Below are 19,286 nucleotides of genomic sequence, written 5' to 3'. Positions count from 1 at the left end.
TTGTTTTAATGCCCACAATTTATCTTTAAATTTATAATGTTTCATAAAAGACACCACCCTTTCCGAGTTGTGTCTTAAATTTTTATCCTAATATAGCTTGCTTTTAGCAAGTGTTTTTTTATTAATTATTCTCATTAATATTAACTTTATAGTAAACTATATATATGAAAAATAAAATAATCAAAGCACTACAGGACTCATTAAAATTATTGGGGACAGATGCAAAAATACAACTAACACCATCAAAAGATCATGGAGACTTTTCAACTAATGTTGCGATGAAACTTGCAAAGGAACTTAAAGATTCACCTATAAATATTGCAAAAAAAATAATAGAAGGAATTAATAAAGAAGAAAACTTAATAGATAAAGTTGAAATTGCCGGTCCAGGTTTCATTAATTTTTTCATGAAGCAAGATGCCTTAAATACGATCATAACTGATATTTTAACAGCTAAAGATAACTATGGTATGGGAACAGAAAATGAATACGTTAATGTTGAATACGTTTCTGCAAATCCAACGGGTTATTTACACTTAGGACATGCTCGTGGAGCCGTTGTTGGTTCAATACTTGTAAATGTTTTAAGGTTTGCAGGTAATAAAGTAGATGCTGAATACTACGTGAATGATGCAGGTGCTCAAATAGATATTCTTGGAGAAGCTGCATGAACAAGATATCAACAAGAATACAACATTGATGTTCAAATGCCAGAAAATACTTATAGAGGACAAGATGTTGTTTGAGTTGCACAAGAGCTAAAAGAAATTTTTGGAGATAAATATGTAAATGTTGCATATGAAGAATGTAAAGATATTTTTAAACAGGAATCTAAAAAACTACTATTAGAACAAATTGAAATTGATCTTAATAAATTAGGTGTAAATATGGATTTCTATTCATCAGAACAAAAAATGTATGATGAAGGAAGAATAATAAAAGCGCTTGATAAACTTGAAGATAAATTCGAAGAAGATGGTGCGACATGATTAAGAACTACTAAATATGGAGATGACAAGGATCGTGTTCTTATTAAATCTGATGGTTCATATACATATCTTTCTCCAGATATTGCTTATCATGACGTTAAACTATCAAGAGGATATGATTACATAATTAATATATTTGGTGCTGATCATATTGGCTATATTAAGCGTATGGAAGTTGCTTTATTACAACTTGGATACCCAGACGGAATTCTAAAAGATACTTTAATAATTCAACTTGTAAGACTAATTCAAGATGGAAAAGAATTAAAGATGTCTAAACGTATGGGTACATCATTTACAATTAGAGAATTGATTGATCTAGCCGGTAAAGATGCAACAAGATTCTTTATGGCAAACCGTTCATGTGATTCTAAATTTGACTTTAATGTTAATCTCGCAAAACAAAAAACATCTGAAAATCCAGTGTTTTATATTCAATATGCCCATGCAAGAGCAAATCAAATTTTAGACAAAACTAATTTTAATATTGATACTTCAAAACTTTACACAATTGGAGCTGAAAAACTAATGAGTGAACTTAAGAAATTCCCAGAGTTGGTTTCTACGATTTCAAGAACAAGAAAAATACACTTGCTGCCCCAATACTTAATTGATTTAGCAAAAGCATTCCACTCATACTACAACTCAAATAAAATAGTTGGTTCAGAAAATGAACAAGCAATGCTGCCAGTGGTCGTAGCTGCTAAACAAGTACTTAAAAATGGATTAACATTATTAGGTATTTCAGCACCAAACCAAATGTAAATTTACTAATATAACAAAGTATTTACACAAAATAAAAGAAAATAAGTTATCATTTAATAGATAAAAAATATAGTTGAAAGGACGTAACATTATGACAAAAACAATGTTAGACATCGCATATGAATCTCTACAAGATGTAGAAAAACAAACACTAAAACAGCTTTATGCAATAGTTGCTAAAGAATTAAAACCAAGATGAAAAGAAGAACAATCACACCTATCAGTACCTGAAATTGAAAAGAGCAAACTTGGTGAACTATATAAACTTCTTACAGTTGATGGAAGATTCTTAAGAACAAAAGAAGGGTCTTGAACTCTTGTTGAAAAATTTACTTTTGAAGAAAGAAAAACTCTTAAACTGGCTTCAAAGGAAACAATAGAATAATGAATTATGTGCTGTATAAGCACTTTTTTTATGCCCTTTTAGCTTTTCCACTAGGCATTATAAAAAAAGAGTGTATAATTTTTTTGCAATTAAAAAGAATAATTAGCAAATAAAATAATTATCAACAAGGAGACAAAATGTCAAGATTAGTAAATATGGCAGAAATGACAAGAAAAGCTTACGAAGGTAAATATGCTGTTCCACACATCAACATAAACAACCTAGAGTGAACAAAAGCTGTTCTTACTGCTGCTCAAGAATTAAACTCACCAATTATCTTAGGTACATCAGAAGGTGCCGTTAAGTATATGGGAGGAATGAATACTATTGTAGGTATGGTTAATGGATTAGTTGAAGATATGGATATTACAGTTCCTGTAACTCTTCACTTAGACCACGGTTCATTTGAAGGTGCTAAAAAAGCTATCGAAGCTGGATATACATCAATTATGTATGATGGATCACATTCACCATTCGAAGAAAACTACGCTAACTCAAAAGAACTTATTGCTTTAGCAAAAGCTAAAGGAATGTCAATGGAAGCTGAAGTTGGTACTTTAGCGGGAGAAGAAGATGGAATTATTGGTGAAGGAGATAAAGCCGATCCTAAAGAAGCTTCAAAAATGGCTGCATTAGGAATTAATGTTCTAGCAGCTGGTATTGGTAACATTCACGGTCCTTATCCAGCAGCATGAAAATCATTAGATTTTGCAGTTCTAAAAGAAATTTCAGCAGCAGCTGGAATGGGAATTGTTTTACATGGTGGTTCAGGAATTCCTGCAGACCAAATATCAAAAGCAATTTCATTAGGTGTTGCAAAAATTAATGTTAATACAGAACTACAATTAGTTAACGCTAAAGCTACAGCAGAATATGTTAGAGCTGGTGGAGCAGAAGATATGGCAAACAAAGGATTCGATCCACGTAAATTACTAAAACCAGGATTCGAAGCTATGGTTGAAATGTCAAAAGCTAAAATCAAAGAGTTTGGTTCAGCAAATAAAGCTTAATTAGAATAATTATTAAACTTATTAAATTAATAAAACTAGGTAATCCCTAGTTTTAGTTTTTTTTATTGTTATTTACATTTTTTATATATAATTAATGCATAAAATTAATAAGGAGATAGTATGCAAGTAAATAGAACAAGAAGATTTTTTGCCGTTATTGTTAATTCAATCGCAGCAATTACAATTATTGGTTTAATCGTAAACTTAGTTATGATTTTCACATCATCAAAAACAATTGGGGGAATTGTATTAGGATATAAATATAAATTCTCAACACCAGGTATTGGACAATTCCTTTACTGAATTATGCTAATGGTTATGGGATTCTTATACGGACTAACATTTGGTATTCTTTGAATAGTTGATGTAGTTATGATGGATAAAAATAACGGAACATTTGCTGAAAAAATTGTAGGCGTTAAAAAAATTAATAAATAATTATTTTGGAGGTAATACCTCCTTTTTTATTTTTATGTATTTTTTTTATAACAATTAATTCATTCATTATCGAATACATAAATGTATAATAAGAAAGGAACTATTTTACCTCCGTTAATTAAACTAACAAAAAGGGGTATAAATAATGAAAGTATTTGACTATGAAGATGTGCAACTTTTACCAAAAAGATGTATCGTAAAATCAAGGAGTGAATGTGATACTACGGTAATACTTGGTAAGCATAAATTCAAACTTCCAATCGTGCCAGCAAACATGATTACAATAATAAATGAGGAACTTGCTATCGAATTTGCACTTAAAGGATATTTCTATGTTATGCATAGATTTGATTTTGATAATATTGCATTTGTTAAAAAAATGAAGGATAAAAAATTAATTTCTTCAATTTCTGTTGGTGTTCAAGAAAGTCATTTCAAAGAAATTGAAACTTTATCAAAAAATAATACAATTCCAGAATATATAACAATAGATATTGCTCATGGACATGCGAAGTCAGTAAAATTAATGATTAGACACATTAGAAAACATATGGGCGATAAAACATTTGTTATTGCAGGAAATGTTGCAACACCAGAAGCTGTCACAGATCTTGAAAGATGAGGAGCTGATGCAACTAAAGTTGGTGTAGGACCTGGAAAAGTATGTATTACAAAACTTAAAACTGGGTTTGGTACTGCTGGTTGACAATTATCAGCTGTCAATATGTGTTCAAAAGCTGCAACAAAACCAATAATAGCAGATGGTGGGGTTAGACATAATGGAGACCTTGCTAAGTCAATTAGATTTGGTGCAACAATGTCAATGGCCGGTTCAATTCTTTCTGGTCATATTGAATCTCCAGGAAAAACCGTTGTAGTTGATGGGAAAGAATATAAAGAATACTTTGGTTCAGCCTCTGAATTTAATAAAGGTGAAAAGAAACATGTTGAAGGTAAAAAAGAATTAGTACCAACAAAAGGTTCTATTTGAGATACATTAACAGAAATGGAACAAGATCTACAATCATCAATTTCATATGCTGGTGGTAAAGAAATTAACGCCATTAAAAAAGTAAAATATGTTCTTGTAAAATCGAATGAAGGATTTTAAAACTTACAATGTAGGTTTTTTTATTTGCTTTTAATTGATAAAATAGCTACATATAAATAGGGGCTCATGAAAAATCTTTTATATTCTTTTATTAAATCTTTATCTTTTTTAACAATTTTATTACTTTGTACATTGCTTATTTCTTGTTCAGCTTCAAAAAAAGAAAATTATAAATCAACAAGAAACTCATTTTATTCGAAAGGGAAAGACATACAATGATTACCAAATCATATTATTAAACACATCCATGATGGAGATACATTTACAGATGAATCCAATAATGTTTATAGACTTTTCTCTGTAGATACTCCAGAAATAACTACTTTCACTTTTAACCACAAAAATGAAAGCACGGTAGGCTTGGAACATTACTGAGCTCAAAAAGCAACCGATTTTGTAAAAAGAGTTATCCAAAATAAAAAAGTAACAATTATAAATAAGACTCATGATGTTTACCATAGACTTGTTTCTGCAGTCTTTTATAAAGATGGTGAAGGTAATGTCAAAAATTTAGCAATGGAGCTGATTAGGCGCGGTCTTGCAAGAATAGCTTTTATTTCTAAAACAAATAAAATGTTTAATGTTGATTCTGGTTTTTTTGATTATATGCAGTTTCTTCAAGAACAAGCAAGAAGCAATAGGGTTGGTTTATTTAAATATGATTCTGCCAATTTTTGAAATATCTTCCCCAAGTCCAATGTAGGTATTTAACTATTTAATATTTGTATGGTGTTATAATTTATTTTATGAAAAAGAATAGAACTAAAAAAGAAAAAATTCAAAGGCCAAAAGCAACATTTAGGGACTTTATGAAAGTTTTAGTTTTTATTTTAAAAGCAACTTTTCTAGGTTATGGTGGCGGGAATGCTTTAATGCCAATTATTAGAAAATTTGCCGTTATTGAACAAGGGTGATTAGACGATGAAGAGTTTGATGATGTCGTTATAGCTTCAAATATGATTCCTGGTCCAAGCGTTGTTGAAGCACTTTCGTATGTAGCAATTAAAAAGTTAGGTAAGTTTTGGGGTGTTGTTGTTGCGTTAATTGGAATTCTTCCTCACATGCTCTTAGCATTTGGTCTTTATATTTTGAGTACACAATATTTACCCGCAAAATATCTTTGAATTTTAAATGTTGCAATTATGCCAATTATAATAGCGATATTAATATTGTTTGTCATCAGATATGTAAAACAATCTAGAAAAGAATTGTCTTTACCAGTAATGATAGTGCTAATAATAAGTTCATTCTTATTTTGTATGTTTGTTCCCGCTCCTTTTAATGTTCCTGCAATTTTAATGATTGGGACAATACTAATTGTTTTCGTTGTTGAGTTTATTAGAATTAGAAAAAAACAAAAGGAAGACTTAAAAGCAAAAGTGAATGAAGAAGGCGATGATGTTCAAATTATTCACACTAAAAAAGAAGATGATAAAGGAGGTAAATAATGACTTTAGCTCTTTTGGCAATATTTGGTGTCTTACTTCTTGGATTAATTGTTTTTGGTGGTGGTCAAGTATTCATGCCGCTCTTTAAAGCTTTATGAGAAATAATGGATAAGAATGGCGCACACATAAGCGAAGACAAAATAAATAACATCTTTGCTGTATCAAATGCAACTCCTGGAGTTGTAAGTACTAAGTTTGGTTTCTTCACTGGTTATCTAGTCTCTAATGGCCAATGATGAGGTTATTTAGCTATGATTGGTACTTATCTAATCTTTGCATTACCTTCTATCATTTTAATCCTTGTAACAACTAAAATGATTAGAAAATCAAAAACAAATAAATATCTAAAAAATACAATTATTTTTCTAAGACCAATCATTATTGGTGTGTTACTTGCTTTAAGTATCCAATTATTAATGGGTACAATGTTCCCACAAATTTATTTCAATTCTTATTCAAAAGGATATATCCCAGGAATTGATTCAGGTGGTCGCTCACATTTCTTTAGTGGTTGGAGAATGTGGACACTAATGATATGAACACCAATATCAATAATGTTTTCAATTTTTTGATTAAAAAGAAAATACCCTTTGCTAATGCTTATTATAATTTTTGTTGTTCTAGCATTATTAATTTTTGCACCTTGAGTAGCATAAAAATAAGCTTTTATAATAAAAAGCATTTAAATAAAAGCATATTTCTATTAATATTATGATATTATTAAAGCAACTTTCATAAAGAAAGAAAAACTATAGAAGAAGAACATTATTCTATGGATAAGGAGATAACAATGAAAAAAAATATTCACCCAGAATACCAAATTATCGAAGCTTCATGTATTACATGTAATGCTAAACATGAAATTGGTACTACTGCTAAAAAAGTTTCAATCGATACTTGTTCAGAATGTCACCCATTCTACCAAGGAACAACAACTTCACTTAAATCTAAAGGTCGTGTTGAAAGATTTAACAGAATGTTTAACGCTAAAAAAGAATCAAAATAATTCTTTTTCAATAAATCCATTAATTAATGGATTTTTATTTCGCTCTTTTAAAAAAGTTAGTTATTAAAAACAACAAAATATAATTTTAATTTATATATTTTCGCTATCATAGTTCCTTGTTTTATATTAAATTTTCAATATAAAAAATACACCTTTCTATTTTAAAAGTGTAAAGTTTGTTTTTATATTTTATTAATTAATATTTTATTTTTCTTCATGACCATTGTTGTCTTTTGTAACTTGTGTCTTAAAGAATTCTTCTTCAAAATCAAATAAAGTTGTTTCTTCTTGAGCTTTTTCTTGCTTTTGCTTAAGCATCAATTCTTTAGTTTGTTCAACTTCTTTAGGATCCATTTGAGATGGAGTTTGTTCACTTGGAATTGGTGAAATAGTATCAAAAGAGAATTCAGGTTCTACTATTTTTTTGTTTTCTACTTGAGTAAGTTCTGGTTTTATTGCTTGCTCACTTAGATTTTCTTGCTTAATTTCTTCATCTCTAAAATCATCCTCTTGGTTGGAAGATATTTCTTTTTTGGCTTCAATATTTTCTTGTTCATCATTCTTAGTACTTAATTCAACAGTTCTTGTTCTTGAAGAAAATTCCATATCTGCTTCACTTAATTTATTAACTTCTTTATTTTGTTTTTTAAAACTTGGAATAAGCCCGTTAATAAATGCAATTATTTGTTTAACTAATTTATCAGCTTCTTTTTGAGTTTGTCCAACTGTTTCTATGTAAAATTTAACTTTTGGTTCTGTTCCAGAAGGTCTCATAGCAATTCATGAACCGTTTTCCAAAATTATTTTTACAAGTTTTGCTGACTCTAATCCATTAACTTCACCCTTTGTAAAATTAAGAGATTCATCAACATGTAGACCTGCAATTAATTTTGTTGATGCTAATTTTTGTAACATGAACTCTGTTTCTTCATCGTTCATTTGTTTTGAAATTTGAGTTGAAGTATGGAATCCATACATTCTCCCAATTAAATTCAATTCATCTAGCAATGTTCTATTTTGTGTTTTTAAATAATTAGCAGCTTCAACTAACATAACAAGACCTTGGAAAGCATCTTTATCTCTTGAAATTTCTTGATCAATTAATTGACCATAAGATTCTTCGTAACCCATAATCATGTTTTCAGGATCTTTACGAATTGCTTCTGCAATATTTTTAAAACCAACATGTGTTTCAATAACTGAGAACCCTTTTCTCTTAGCCATTTCTTTAGTAATATTACCAGACACTATTGATTGTGCAATATATCCTTTTTTTGTAAATTGTTTTGTTCTTATTAAATGATTTAGAACAATGGCACCTGTTTGGTTACCATTTATTTTTTTGTAAGAACCCGATGGTGTTCTAACAGCAAGACCGACTCTATCTGCATCTGGATCAGTAAGAATAATAATATCAGCTGATTTCTTTTTAGCTAATTTAATTGATCTTGAGAATGATCCCTCATCTTCAGGGTTACATGATTTTAGACCTTTAAATAAAGGATCCTCTTTCATTTCTTTTTTAACCTCATAATATTCAATGTCCATTTTTTGGAAAATGTATGGTGCTACTTTAGCTCCTGTACCATTTAAAGGGGAATAGATAACTACTAATTGTTTTCTATCATTACCTCTTTTTCTAATTGACAATACATCCTTTATGTAATCCAAAATAAGGTTAGGACTTATGAAAGTTGGTTTATATAATCCATAAGGAACTTTCAAAAAGTTTATCTTATTCATAAGTTTTGAAATTTTATTTGTAATATCTGACATCAATTGTGATCCCTGAGCACTATAAACTTTAAATCCATTATATTCTTTTGGATTGTGAGAAGCAGTAATGTTGACACCACCAGCAGCTCTTAATTTTCTAATTGCATATGACAATAATGGTGTTGGTGCCATTTCATTATTTTTAAATACATAAGTTTTGATACCTAAGTGATCAAAAACTCTTGCAGTAATCTCCGCAAAAAATGCTCCATTTTGTCTATTGTCATGAGCAATGACAAGCCCCATTTTTTTCACTATTGGACTTTCTTTTAATAAAGTAGCTGCGTAGGCATATGCAGCTGCCGCAATCGTGAATTCATTTATTTTATTTGTTCCAGCACCTAAGATACCTCTAATTCCAGCAGTTCCAAAAGTCATAGTTTTACCAAAATACTCTTCAGCATTTTTTTCATTTACTTTTTTCATTTCCTTTATTAATAACTTATCTTTTGTTGGTGTGTTTTTTCAATTTTTCATTTCTTCTAAATAGTTCATATTATTATTTTAACACCTATTGCAATTTAATCGCTTTATTGTAGTAATATTTTATTGTGTATAAAGTTAAAGATATAGTAATAGGCGAAGTGATTTATGTTGGAAAAGCACATTTCATTGTCGCATTAAAAAATGAATGACGCGGACTGGTTCATATCACTGAGATTTCGGACTATTATGTTTCAAACATAAAATATTTCGTTGAAAAGGGAGATAAGATACCTTTAAAAGTGATTGGCGTTAACGAAGAAGAAAAAAGAATTAAACTTTCTTATAAATCTATTATGCCAAGATTCCAAAAAGATCCGTTCAACTATACTCTTGAGAGCACAAGAGGTGGTTTTGACGGACTTACCGCCATGTTAAATGAAAGGTTAAAATATGATTAAAATAAATTTAGAAAAAGCTGTAACTGAACACTCATTAAAAAAATATAATGATAGAGTTAAAGCTATTCACAACGGAATGGAAAACTATTCAAACGAGGGAAGCGATTTCTTAGGTTGAAAAGATCTTCCATCAAATTACAATAAAGAGGAATTCAAACTTATTAAACAAGAAGCTAAAAGACTAAAAAATAGCAATATTGAACTTTTGGTTGTTATTGGTATAGGTGGTTCTTATTTAGGGGCAAAAGCAGGTATTGATTTTGTTCAAGGTAATTATTCAAATAAAAGAGATATGGAGGTTATGTTTGTTGGGGAATCAATTTCTTCAACTGACTTAGCTCAAAAACTTTCATATGCTCAAAACAAACAATTTGCAATTAATATGATTTCAAAATCAGGTGGTACAACAGAACCAGCACTTGCATTTAGACTTTTTAGAAAACTTCTAGAAGAAAAATTAGGAGAATCAAATGCAAGTAAATATATATTTGCAACAACTGATGCTAACAATGGTTCATTAGTTAGACAAGCTATCGAAAATGAATGAATTAGATTTGTAATTCCTGATAATATAGGCGGAAGATTCTCAGTTATGACTCCTGTTGGATTATTCCCAATGGCTTGTGCAGGACTTAATATAGACAAAATAATGTCAGGTGCTCAAACAGGTGAAAAACTATATGGTGAAATTAGCGAAAAGAATACTGCTTATCAATATGCAGTAGCTAGATATATTTTAGGTAAAAAATTCTCTGTTGAAATGTTGGTTTCTTATGAACCACAATTGGCAATGTTTAACGAATGATGAAAACAATTATTTGGTGAATCAGAAGGTAAACAAGAAAAAGGTGTTTTACCTACTTCAGCAATCTTCTCAACTGATCTACACTCAATGGGTCAATTTGTTCAAGAAGGTTCAAAAATACTATTTGAAACAGTTATTACTGTTAAAGAACCAAATTATGATGTAAAAATCACAAGAGAAGAAAGAGATCTTGATGGTCTTAACTATTTAGTTGATAAAACTGTTCATGATGTTAACATGACTGCTTTTGAAGGTGTTACTGATGCTCATGCTATTGTTGGTAAAGTTCCAAACATACACTTAGAAATTGCTAAAATGAATGAAGAAACATTAGGACAATTATTCTATTTCTTTGAAAGAGCTTGTGCAATGTCTGCTTATTTAATTGGTGTTAATCCTTTTAATCAACCAGGTGTTGAAATTTATAAATCTAACATGTTTAGATTACTTGGTAAACCAGGTTATTCAAAAGAAGAAAAATAATAAAAAAATAAACTCACAAAGTGAAATACTTGTGAGTTTTAATATGCTTTTATTGGTTTTTATTGGTTTTTATTTTTTTGATGGAAACTGAATTTATATATTTAAACTCGGGTTTTTTATAAATTATTTTTTTATAATTTTCCCCATACTTTACCTTAAGAATTGTTTTTCATTCTTCGGGTATTTTTATTTTAAAATCTTCAAAATCAACTTCTAAAGTATTATAAGTTAAATGAGGTATTCAATGCTTATATGCCTTACAATTTGGCTTATGAATTGTAAATAAACCTTCATTTTTAGATGCGTATAATTTGTTGTAGGCCATCTTATGTGTAAATTGTTTATATCGATTCCTAAATAGAAAGGAAATAACTTTACGAAGCCTTTCTCGATTGTTGTATGGAATATATTTTGAATGTACTTTTTTAAATAAAAAGTTGTTTTTATGTACTAATCCACATCATTTTGAAACTTTTTTAATTGTTGTAGGCACTATTATTAAAATATCAATAAATATATTTGTTGAGTAAAAGCTTTCATTTAATGGCAAAAATTTTGGGTTAATTTCAGGATATCTAGAATCAATAGATGCGTCAATAATATTGTTAGGCACAAGTTTTTTTAATTTATCATAAGATTCAATTGTCATGTTCACTTGTATCTTCTGCTGTTCATCAAATAATCCTTTCTTATTAATAGAAGCAAGTAGTGTTAAATCTGAGGCAATATAAAAAATATCATTTTCTTCACATATTTTTATGAAGTCTTTTAGGTGTTTTAATAGTTTTTGTTGTCTGTTTGTCATACATATATTTTACATAGGATTTAAAACATAATGTATAATTTAAAAAGAAAATAACCCTTAAAGGAGTAAATATGAATAAAAAGAGAGTGGCATTTAGTACATTAGGTGGAATCCTAACAATGTCAACTGTAGCAGCGGTTGCAGTTTCATGTGGTTCAACTGAAGAAACTAAAACAAGTGAAGGAAAAATTAATCTGGATGGTTTAAATAAAACTGTTGAAGATTACATTAAGAGTGTAGCCCAAACAAGTAGTACAGCTGAGGCTAATCAAGTTAGAGATATTTTAGAAAAATCAATTTCATTCCTATATGAAAAAGAACAAATTGCTTCTAAGAACATGAAGAAATTAAGAGAAGAATCAATTAAAGATTACGCTAAAAGAAATGGTAATGATAGTGATAAAGCTGTCAAAGAAGCCGATATCAAAGAACTTGAGTCAATTAAAGATATAACAAAAAGAGTTAAGGCTGAATTCGATGATGAAAAAGATGCTTATAAAAATGCACATGGTTATGGATGAGAAAAAACATGGCCTGCTGAATTAGCAAAAAATAAAAAATATAGTGGTGCTAAAAGTGATGAAGAAGCAATTGCTCACTTAGTTAATAAGCAATTATCTTCTTCTGCTTTTGGAGAATTTCAAATTGATCAAAACACAACTTGATATAAAGCAGATGTTGAAAAGGCAATCAAGGGAGATAAAAATTGAGCTCGACTTAAAAAACTTTATGATAATGGATATGTATTTTCTAATTCACAAGATGTTCCTTATGATAAATTAAATGATAACGATAAGGTAATTGTTGTTTCTACAAAATCTTATGATGTTAATAAGACTTCAATTAAAAATATTGAGACTGATTATTTAAAAAGATACGACCCAATGGTTGTTAATCACCTACTAATAAAAGTTGTTCCAGATGCAACAAATGGTTTTAAACCATGAAAAATAGATTCACTAGACACTTTAAAATCATTATTAATGACAGATGGTACAAAGATGACTGTTGAAAACCTTGAGGGCTTTAAAGGTTTACAATATAAGAAACCAACAGCTAAAACTTCACCAGCACCAGCTTCAAGTACAAATACTGGTTCAACAACTGCAGGTAAAAAACAAAAAACACAAGATGGGTTCTTTGTTTCTGAAAAAGATGAAAAACTTCTTGAAACTAAAGTTGCAGGAAATTCTGCAGGAACTAAAAAAATTGGTGGTTCACTTGGATTTAAGGATCAACTAAGTTATGTAGAAGGTATGGTACCAGGATTTGCACTTCCTATGCTTACAACATTAGGAACAGAAAATATACGTAATGCAAAAGATTCTAAAAATAATCCAATTGCAAACCCTAATTGAATGAAGGATGCTGCTAATCCATTATCTGGAATTGGTACAAAATTACTTGATGCATTAGCAAAAGCAAGAAAATTAGACCCAAGCGCAACATTCAAAAATGAATTTCCAAATGCAAAAGTAACTGATGCAAAGACTTGAATTAAAGCAGTAAATGCATTAATTAGTTCATTTAATGATGATAAAAAGGTATTAGAAGTTGCAGGTAAAGTATTCCGTGATGCATTCTCACCAAACGGTGAAAAGAATTTAATTTATCAATTAGGAAAAAATCAAATGGTTGTTTCTAAATTCGGTATTCATATTATAAATGGATTTACATTAGAAGAATTTAACAGACAATTAACAGGTGCTAAAACAGCAACAACAGATGAAAAAGTTAAGGAAAAAGAATTCCCTAAAGCTCTTCATGAAATGGTTAAATCTGATGTACAAAGAAAAGTTGATGGAAATGAAATTTACTTTAATGCACTAGCTGAAATTGGTAGCAAATCTGCAGATAGAATGCATATTTTAGAAAGCTTATTGAATAAAAAAGATTTCATAACATGATTAAAAACACAAACAAATTATGGTGCTGATTCTTCAAAAATTAGTGGAAATGATTATCCTAAATATACTGATGATTTAATAAATGAAATTAAAAATAAACATATACAAGGATACAAAGATACATTAGATAGTGATCGCGCAAGCAAAGCAACATCTAAATTAAACACTTGATTAGATACTTCCCATAAAAATGGAACATTGATTGGTCAAACTGATGGAAAAGTATGAGATTTTAATGATTGACACAAGTCAATAGAAGAAATTTATAATACCTCACTTCATATTGCTGAGAAAGGAATATTATAATGAAATTAAATAGAAAATTATTAATACCACTTGGAACATTAACAGTAATCGCAGCACCAATTGCAGTTGTTGCATCATGTTCTAAAGAATCAACAACTGAAGAAAATGCAAAAGCAGAATCATTAAAAAATGTTCCAGATCTTGTTATTCAAGACTATGTACAAAAAGTTAACAAAGATTCATTTGGTGCTGAATATGCAAAAGCAGAAGAAGATGCTTGAAACTTTTGAGCTTCACAAAAATTAATGAAAGAACCTTTATATTGAAAAAATAAAGTTAGTGATTTAATTAAACAAGGAGCAATAACTAAAGCGGATGTTGTAAATAAGGTTTGAGTAGACGCACAAACTGGAAAAGATAAAAGCACTAAACCAGCAACAGTTATTAAAATCGAAAGAAATACTTATCCTTCATGGAAAACAGCACAGGACATAATGAAAAATAACCCTTCATTATTATGATCATTAGAAATTAATAAACTATTATTAGTTGAAGATTCTTTAACTAAAACCACTCCTCAAATTCTTAAAAATATGTTCAAAGGTAAAAAAGAAGAAAATTTACCAAAAAACTTAATGACTTTAGAAAATTGAAAGAAAACTATTGATGAAAATGAAAAATCACTTCCATCAGATAATGATCTTAAGTACTTCTATTTAACAAAATACTTAAAAGAAAATACACCTACTCTTGTTTGAAAAAAAGAGATTAGCGATGTAATGTGAGTTACTTATTACGGACAACGTGAAGATAAAGTTAGTGATGTAGATTCTTTTAATAATATTGGTTCAGAAAAGAAAAAATCAATACTTGAAAACAACTATGTTGGACAAAATAGTCTTAAAGCAACAGAAGAATTAGTAACAAAAAATAATTTTGATGCTAATAAGCTAGAAGGTTCACTAGGAATTAGTAAACCAGGAATTAGCAAAGGTGACTTAGACTATAGTGAATGAGGCCTTAAAAAACGTTTAAAAGGTAGCAAATCTAAAGCTGGATTTGTTAATAAAGACGGAGAAATAAAAGCAGATGCAGAAATAATAATTAAAGATGGAAAAGCAACAGTTGAATTTGTTAGACAATTCTTACCATGATTAGATGCAAAAGATAAAGATGGAAAAGAAATAGTTGACAAAGCAAAAGTTTCATCAATAAATAATGATAAGTCAATCTTTAGACTTGATTCAAAACTTATTGATAAAAATGAAAAAGAGAATTTAAGAAAACTAATTTTTACATTAGCAACAAAAGACTCTTCTTTATTTACTGATGCTAAAAAAATATTATTAATAGGTAAAGGTAAATCAATTACTACTGATAACGAAGAGTTAAAAGACAAATTAGACTCAGAAGGATTTATTAAATAATAATTCATCCAAAATACAAAGCATGCTTAGGTTGCATGTTTTTTTTATATGCTTAAGCAACTAGTTATTGGTATTTAAGTTTATAATATTCATATGACAATATTCCAAAAAATAATAAATAGGGAAATCCCCGCAAATATAGTTTATGAAGATGAAAAGATAATTGCTATTTTAGATATATCACCAGTTACAACTGGACATACATTAGTTATTCCAAAAGAATTTTCTAGAAATATTAAGGACATTAAAAAAGAAAACCTAAACTATTTAATGAGCAAGACGCAAGATATAGCCCTTGCATTAATTGAAAAACTTGATGTTGATGGTTTTAAAATAAATATAAATAATGAAAATAGTTCAGGGCAAGAAGTGTTCCACACACATATTCACATTATTCCAACACAAACTACTAAAGACATAAACATTAAAGAACTCAAATTTTCATTGTAGTCAAAAAAAAGAAATAAAAAAAATAAGTATATCAACTTATTTATTAGAACAAGAGATAACCTCTCTTATTTTTTTACCGATTGTATCAGTTGAATGGTGACCAATAACCTCATCAGCTATTGTTTTTAAGTTTTCATTACTATTTCCCATAGCAACTCCATAACCAACACCACCAACCATTTGAATATCATTACCAGAATCACCAAATGCCATTATTTGTTCTGTTGTAAAATCTTCATTTTGTGCAACAAGTTCTAATCCTGTTAATTTAGAAGTATTCAAAGGGTTTACATCCAAGTAAACTTCATTAGCTACATGAATTGAAACCTCTTTCATTTCTTTAGAAAGTTTTTCCTGTCATTTTGCTATTACCTCTTCACTATTTTTTAGCGAAAGCTGTGTAATATCCTCATCTATAGCAAATTGTTTAACTTGTTCAATAGTTTCATCCTTAATATTTTCATGAACAGATGTATCTAATCAAGAAGGTTTATTCTTTTGATCAAAGAAATAATGTCTATAAACATTTTTCTTAGTATGCAAAGCAAAGAAAGAATTAGTTTCTTTAGCAACTTCAAAAACCCTATTGAATATTTCAATATCAATTGAATTATGGTTTAAGAACTTCTTGTGTTCTAAATCATAAACATTTGATCCATTATTGGAAACCATATAAGATACACAACCAATTTCAAGTGCAGTTGGCAATGTATGAACAAATGGTCTACCAGTTGCTAAAATAAGCTTGTAACCTGCTTTATGTGCTTCTCTTAAAGCTTTTACTGTCTCTGGATGAGGTGAAGAAGAATCACTAGCGGGTAGTAATGTACCATCCATATCGAATGCAAATGCTTTTATTTTCATAATTAACTCCTTAAAATATTTTTCTACACTCTATTTTTCAAGTGTGGGAATAGTAATACATCTCTAATTGATTGTGAATTAGTAAACAACATAACAAGTCTATCGATACCTATTCCACATCCACCAGCAGGTGGCATTGCGTGTTCTAAAGCTTCTATGAAATCATAATCAATTTCAGATGCTTCATCATTTCCAGCTTCTCTTTCTGCAAGTTGTGATTCAAATCTTTGCATTTGATCAATTGGATCATTTAATTCTGTAAACATATTTGCAAATTCTTTACCGCAAATAAATAATTCAGCTCTATCTGTAAATCTTGGATCCTCAACATTTTTAGCTGCAAGAGGTGATATTTCAATTGGGTGTCCATAAACGAATGTTGGTTGAATTAGTGTTGATTCAACATACTCTTCGAAAAATAATTCAAGAATATGTCCAATTGAATAATAATCTTCTAACTTTAATTTATGTTCCGTTGCAAATTCTCTAGCTTGTTCAAGTGTAATATTTGATTTAAAGTCAATCCCTGTTTTTTCTTTAACTGCTTCTGCCATATTAATTTTGGCAAATTCACCAGAAATATTAATTTCATTTTCTCCAAATGTTAATGAATCTTTATTTAGAACTTTGGCAATAAAACGAAATAGTTCTTCTGTTCTTTTCATCATTCCTTTTAAATCAGAATGAGCTTCATAAAATTCAATTGTAGTAAATTCAGGATTATGAGTTGCGTCAACACCTTCATTTCTAAATAATCTACCAATTTCATAAACTCTTTCAATTCCACCTACAACTAATTTTTTAAGTGGTAACTCAGTTGCTACACGTAGGTAAAACTCCATATCAAGTGCGTTAAAATGAGTTGAAAATGGTTTAGCTGTTGCTCCACCAAGAATTGGTTGCAATACAGGAGTATCAGCTTCCATGTAACCTAATCCATCAAAGTAATTTCTGATAGTAGAAACAATTTTTGATCTTGTTCAAAATTTAACTCTTGTTTCTTCTGACATAATCAAATCAACATATCTTCTTCTACGTCTTTCTTCCACATCTTGTAATCCATGGAATTTTTCTGGTAAAGGTCTAAGTGATTTTGAAAGTAATGTTAATTTAGATGCACGAATTGTAAGTGCTCCAGTATTTGTTTTCATAACTTCACCTTCAAATCAAATATAATCACCTGTATCCAATGTTTTAACAAGTTCAGCCATTTCAGGAAATTCTTTTTTAGCAATATAAGCTTGTAGTTGACCAGAAGGGTCCTTAGCAATTATGAAAGGCCCTCTTGTACCCATAATACGACCAGTTACTGATGCAATATTTTTTTTGTCATGCAATTCTTCTTTTGAGAATTGTGAAAATTCTTCTTCTAATGTTTTTGAAGTATGGGAAAAATCTTTTTTAGATGCATATGGTTTGATGCCCATTTCCTCATATTTATTAAGTTTATTTCTTCTGATTTGTTCTTGTTCCGTAAATTTTCTTTCCATAATATTTATTCTCCTTATTTAATTAGTCTTTTTTTATTGTATTTGTTTCTTTGATTATATCTTTTTTGTCTGTAATATTTGCATTTTTTCCATTCAAAAGCTTAACTTCTTGAATATATTCTTTAGTAAAAGGTTTTTTAGTTTTAGTGAATATGTTTGAAATTTTATATTTTCAATACTTTAAAGTTACTATTAATTTAACTCAATTTGTAAATGCCTTTCTAAGTTTTACTTCCTCTAGACCTTTTCTTTTATTAATTCTATTATTTTCCTTGTGTTTTGTTAATGCATTTAAAATAGCTGAACAAATAATAGCTAATACTATTGATATTGCAATACCAATTCTGTGACCAACATAATTAACTGAAGAATCTGAAGAAAGATTAGCTCATAAATTATCATGAGGTATTACTAATAAAGCAAATGATGATGCAAACATCATTCCAAATGCCATTGCTGCAAATGTTCTTTTATGTCTTTTGAATAATCATGAGAATAAAAATACCATTGTTATCATTCCAGCCATTGTTGATAAAGCGAATATTACAAGGCCTAAAAAGTTTGCTCCATTACCTGCATAGAAATTAGCCATTATTTTTCAATGTATTGTTTGATACATTTGATAACCAGACTCATCACCTTTAAATAATAATTGAATAATTGCACCAGAACCTCCTGGAGTAATAGTAAAAATACCCCCAAGGAAAGCTACACCCATTAACATCAATACACTATTTATGTTTATGCGTCAAATATTATCGGTAGGATTTGGACCATTTACATTCTTATCAACATGATCGCCGAAATGTATTCCTTTTTGTGGACCAATTTTTATATAAAGAGCAAGTCCTAAAATTAAAGAAAATCCAAGAATGAAAACAAAACGTCTAACTCATAAGTATATTAGGATAAAAATTTAAGACACAACTCGGAAAGGGTGGTGTCTTTTATGAAACATTATAAATTTAAAGATAAATTGTGGGCATTAAAACAATTG

General features: G+C 29.2%; 19 protein-coding genes. 14 read left to right on the top strand and 5 right to left on the bottom strand.

Translation table 4 applies throughout. From position 1 onward, the window contains the following. The first annotated feature begins 164 nt into the window (after positions 1–164). From argS to rpmE, 9 genes are all read left to right on the top strand, one after another. On the top strand, positions 165–1,754 hold the full coding sequence (gene argS / locus C4B24_RS03565; protein ID WP_131599404.1) for an arginine--tRNA ligase: 1,590 nt from the start codon (positions 165–167) through the stop codon (positions 1,752–1,754). A gap of 91 nt (positions 1,755–1,845) precedes the next feature. Beyond that, the gene (gene rpoE / locus C4B24_RS03560; RefSeq protein WP_131599403.1) at positions 1,846–2,139 is read left to right on the top strand and encodes a DNA-directed RNA polymerase subunit delta; all 294 of its coding nucleotides are present in this window, start codon (positions 1,846–1,848) and stop codon (positions 2,137–2,139) included. Positions 2,140–2,276: 137 nt separating this feature from the next. Continuing rightward, the gene (gene fba / locus C4B24_RS03555) at positions 2,277–3,149 is read left to right on the top strand and encodes a class II fructose-1,6-bisphosphate aldolase (RefSeq protein WP_131599402.1); all 873 of its coding nucleotides are present in this window, start codon (positions 2,277–2,279) and stop codon (positions 3,147–3,149) included. 120 nt (positions 3,150–3,269) lie between these two features. Then, on the top strand, positions 3,270–3,587 hold the full coding sequence (locus C4B24_RS03550) for a hypothetical protein (RefSeq protein WP_131599401.1): 318 nt from the start codon (positions 3,270–3,272) through the stop codon (positions 3,585–3,587). A 145-nt stretch (positions 3,588–3,732) separates the two neighbouring features. Further along, on the top strand, positions 3,733–4,698 hold the full coding sequence (locus C4B24_RS03545; RefSeq protein WP_131599400.1) for a GMP reductase: 966 nt from the start codon (positions 3,733–3,735) through the stop codon (positions 4,696–4,698). Positions 4,699–4,764: 66 nt separating this feature from the next. After that, positions 4,765–5,409: a thermonuclease family protein gene (locus tag C4B24_RS03540; RefSeq protein WP_131599399.1), complete on the top strand. Its 645-nt coding sequence runs from the start codon at positions 4,765–4,767 to the stop codon at positions 5,407–5,409. A 35-nt stretch (positions 5,410–5,444) separates the two neighbouring features. After that, a complete protein-coding gene (locus tag C4B24_RS03535) occupies positions 5,445–6,146 on the top strand; it encodes a chromate transporter (protein WP_131599398.1) in 702 nt (233 codons plus the stop codon). Continuing rightward, positions 6,146–6,802, top strand: a complete 657-nt coding sequence (locus C4B24_RS03530; protein WP_131599397.1) for a chromate transporter — start codon at positions 6,146–6,148, stop codon at positions 6,800–6,802. The genes C4B24_RS03535 and C4B24_RS03530 overlap by 1 nt, the downstream gene beginning before the upstream one ends. A 134-nt stretch (positions 6,803–6,936) precedes the next feature. Continuing rightward, positions 6,937–7,152, top strand: coding sequence for a 50S ribosomal protein L31 (gene rpmE / locus C4B24_RS03525; protein ID WP_131599396.1), 216 nt, complete (start codon positions 6,937–6,939; stop codon positions 7,150–7,152). Between the two features lie 204 nt (positions 7,153–7,356). On the opposite strand, the gene C4B24_RS03520 is transcribed toward rpmE, so the two are convergent. Continuing rightward, positions 7,357–9,423: a phospho-sugar mutase gene (locus C4B24_RS03520; protein ID WP_131599395.1), complete on the bottom strand. Its 2,067-nt coding sequence runs from the start codon at positions 9,421–9,423 to the stop codon at positions 7,357–7,359. A gap of 56 nt (positions 9,424–9,479) precedes the next feature. Here C4B24_RS03520 and C4B24_RS03515 point away from each other — a divergent pair, with 56 nt between their 5' ends. Then, the gene (locus tag C4B24_RS03515) at positions 9,480–9,812 is read left to right on the top strand and encodes a S1 RNA-binding domain-containing protein (RefSeq protein WP_168388345.1); all 333 of its coding nucleotides are present in this window, start codon (positions 9,480–9,482) and stop codon (positions 9,810–9,812) included. Continuing rightward, the gene (locus tag C4B24_RS03510; protein WP_131599393.1) at positions 9,805–11,100 is read left to right on the top strand and encodes a glucose-6-phosphate isomerase; all 1,296 of its coding nucleotides are present in this window, start codon (positions 9,805–9,807) and stop codon (positions 11,098–11,100) included. The genes C4B24_RS03515 and C4B24_RS03510 overlap by 8 nt, the downstream gene beginning before the upstream one ends. 49 nt (positions 11,101–11,149) lie before the next feature. Here C4B24_RS03510 and C4B24_RS03505 read toward each other — a convergent pair whose 3' ends face one another. Beyond that, complete coding sequence (locus C4B24_RS03505; RefSeq protein WP_131599392.1) at positions 11,150–11,905, bottom strand: LicD family protein; 756 nt, start codon at positions 11,903–11,905, stop codon at positions 11,150–11,152. A 71-nt stretch (positions 11,906–11,976) separates the two neighbouring features. On the opposite strand from C4B24_RS03505, the gene C4B24_RS03500 reads away from it, so the two are divergent. The 3 genes from C4B24_RS03500 to hinT all read left to right on the top strand — a co-directional run bounded on the left by C4B24_RS03500 (position 11,977) and on the right by hinT (position 15,935). Further along, positions 11,977–14,118 (top strand): HinT-interacting membrane complex protein P80, encoded by a 2,142-nt coding sequence (locus tag C4B24_RS03500; RefSeq protein ID WP_131599391.1) that lies wholly within the window; start codon positions 11,977–11,979, stop codon positions 14,116–14,118. Continuing rightward, positions 14,118–15,485 (top strand): HinT-interacting membrane complex lipoprotein P60, encoded by a 1,368-nt coding sequence (locus C4B24_RS03495; protein ID WP_131599390.1) that lies wholly within the window; start codon positions 14,118–14,120, stop codon positions 15,483–15,485. Before C4B24_RS03500 ends, C4B24_RS03495 begins: the two co-directional genes overlap by 1 nt. A 93-nt stretch (positions 15,486–15,578) precedes the next feature. Then, entirely contained in the window at positions 15,579–15,935 is a 357-nt protein-coding gene (gene hinT / locus C4B24_RS03490; RefSeq protein WP_131599389.1) for a histidine triad protein HinT, read from the top strand. Between the two features lie 36 nt (positions 15,936–15,971). On the opposite strand, the gene C4B24_RS03485 is transcribed toward hinT, so the two are convergent. From C4B24_RS03485 to C4B24_RS03475, 3 genes are read right to left on the bottom strand one after another with little or no spacing between them, the layout of a single operon-like run. Further along, positions 15,972–16,799 carry an HAD family hydrolase gene (locus tag C4B24_RS03485; RefSeq protein WP_131599388.1) on the bottom strand — a complete coding sequence of 276 codons (828 nt, stop codon included), beginning with the start codon at positions 16,797–16,799 and terminating at the stop codon, positions 15,972–15,974. Positions 16,800–16,822: 23 nt separating this feature from the next. Further along, positions 16,823–18,289, bottom strand: a complete 1,467-nt coding sequence (gene lysS / locus C4B24_RS03480) for a lysine--tRNA ligase (protein WP_131599387.1) — start codon at positions 18,287–18,289, stop codon at positions 16,823–16,825. 22 nt (positions 18,290–18,311) lie between these two features. Beyond that, complete coding sequence (locus C4B24_RS03475) at positions 18,312–19,007, bottom strand: hypothetical protein (protein WP_131599386.1); 696 nt, start codon at positions 19,005–19,007, stop codon at positions 18,312–18,314. Positions 19,008–19,286: the final 279 nt, after the last annotated feature.

This window comes from Mycoplasma marinum, from assembly GCF_004335975.1.
Lineage (GTDB): Bacteria > Bacillota_I > Bacilli_A > Mycoplasmatales > Metamycoplasmataceae > Mycoplasma_K > Mycoplasma_K marinum.
This window is presented reverse-complemented; position numbering and strand designations above follow the sequence as displayed.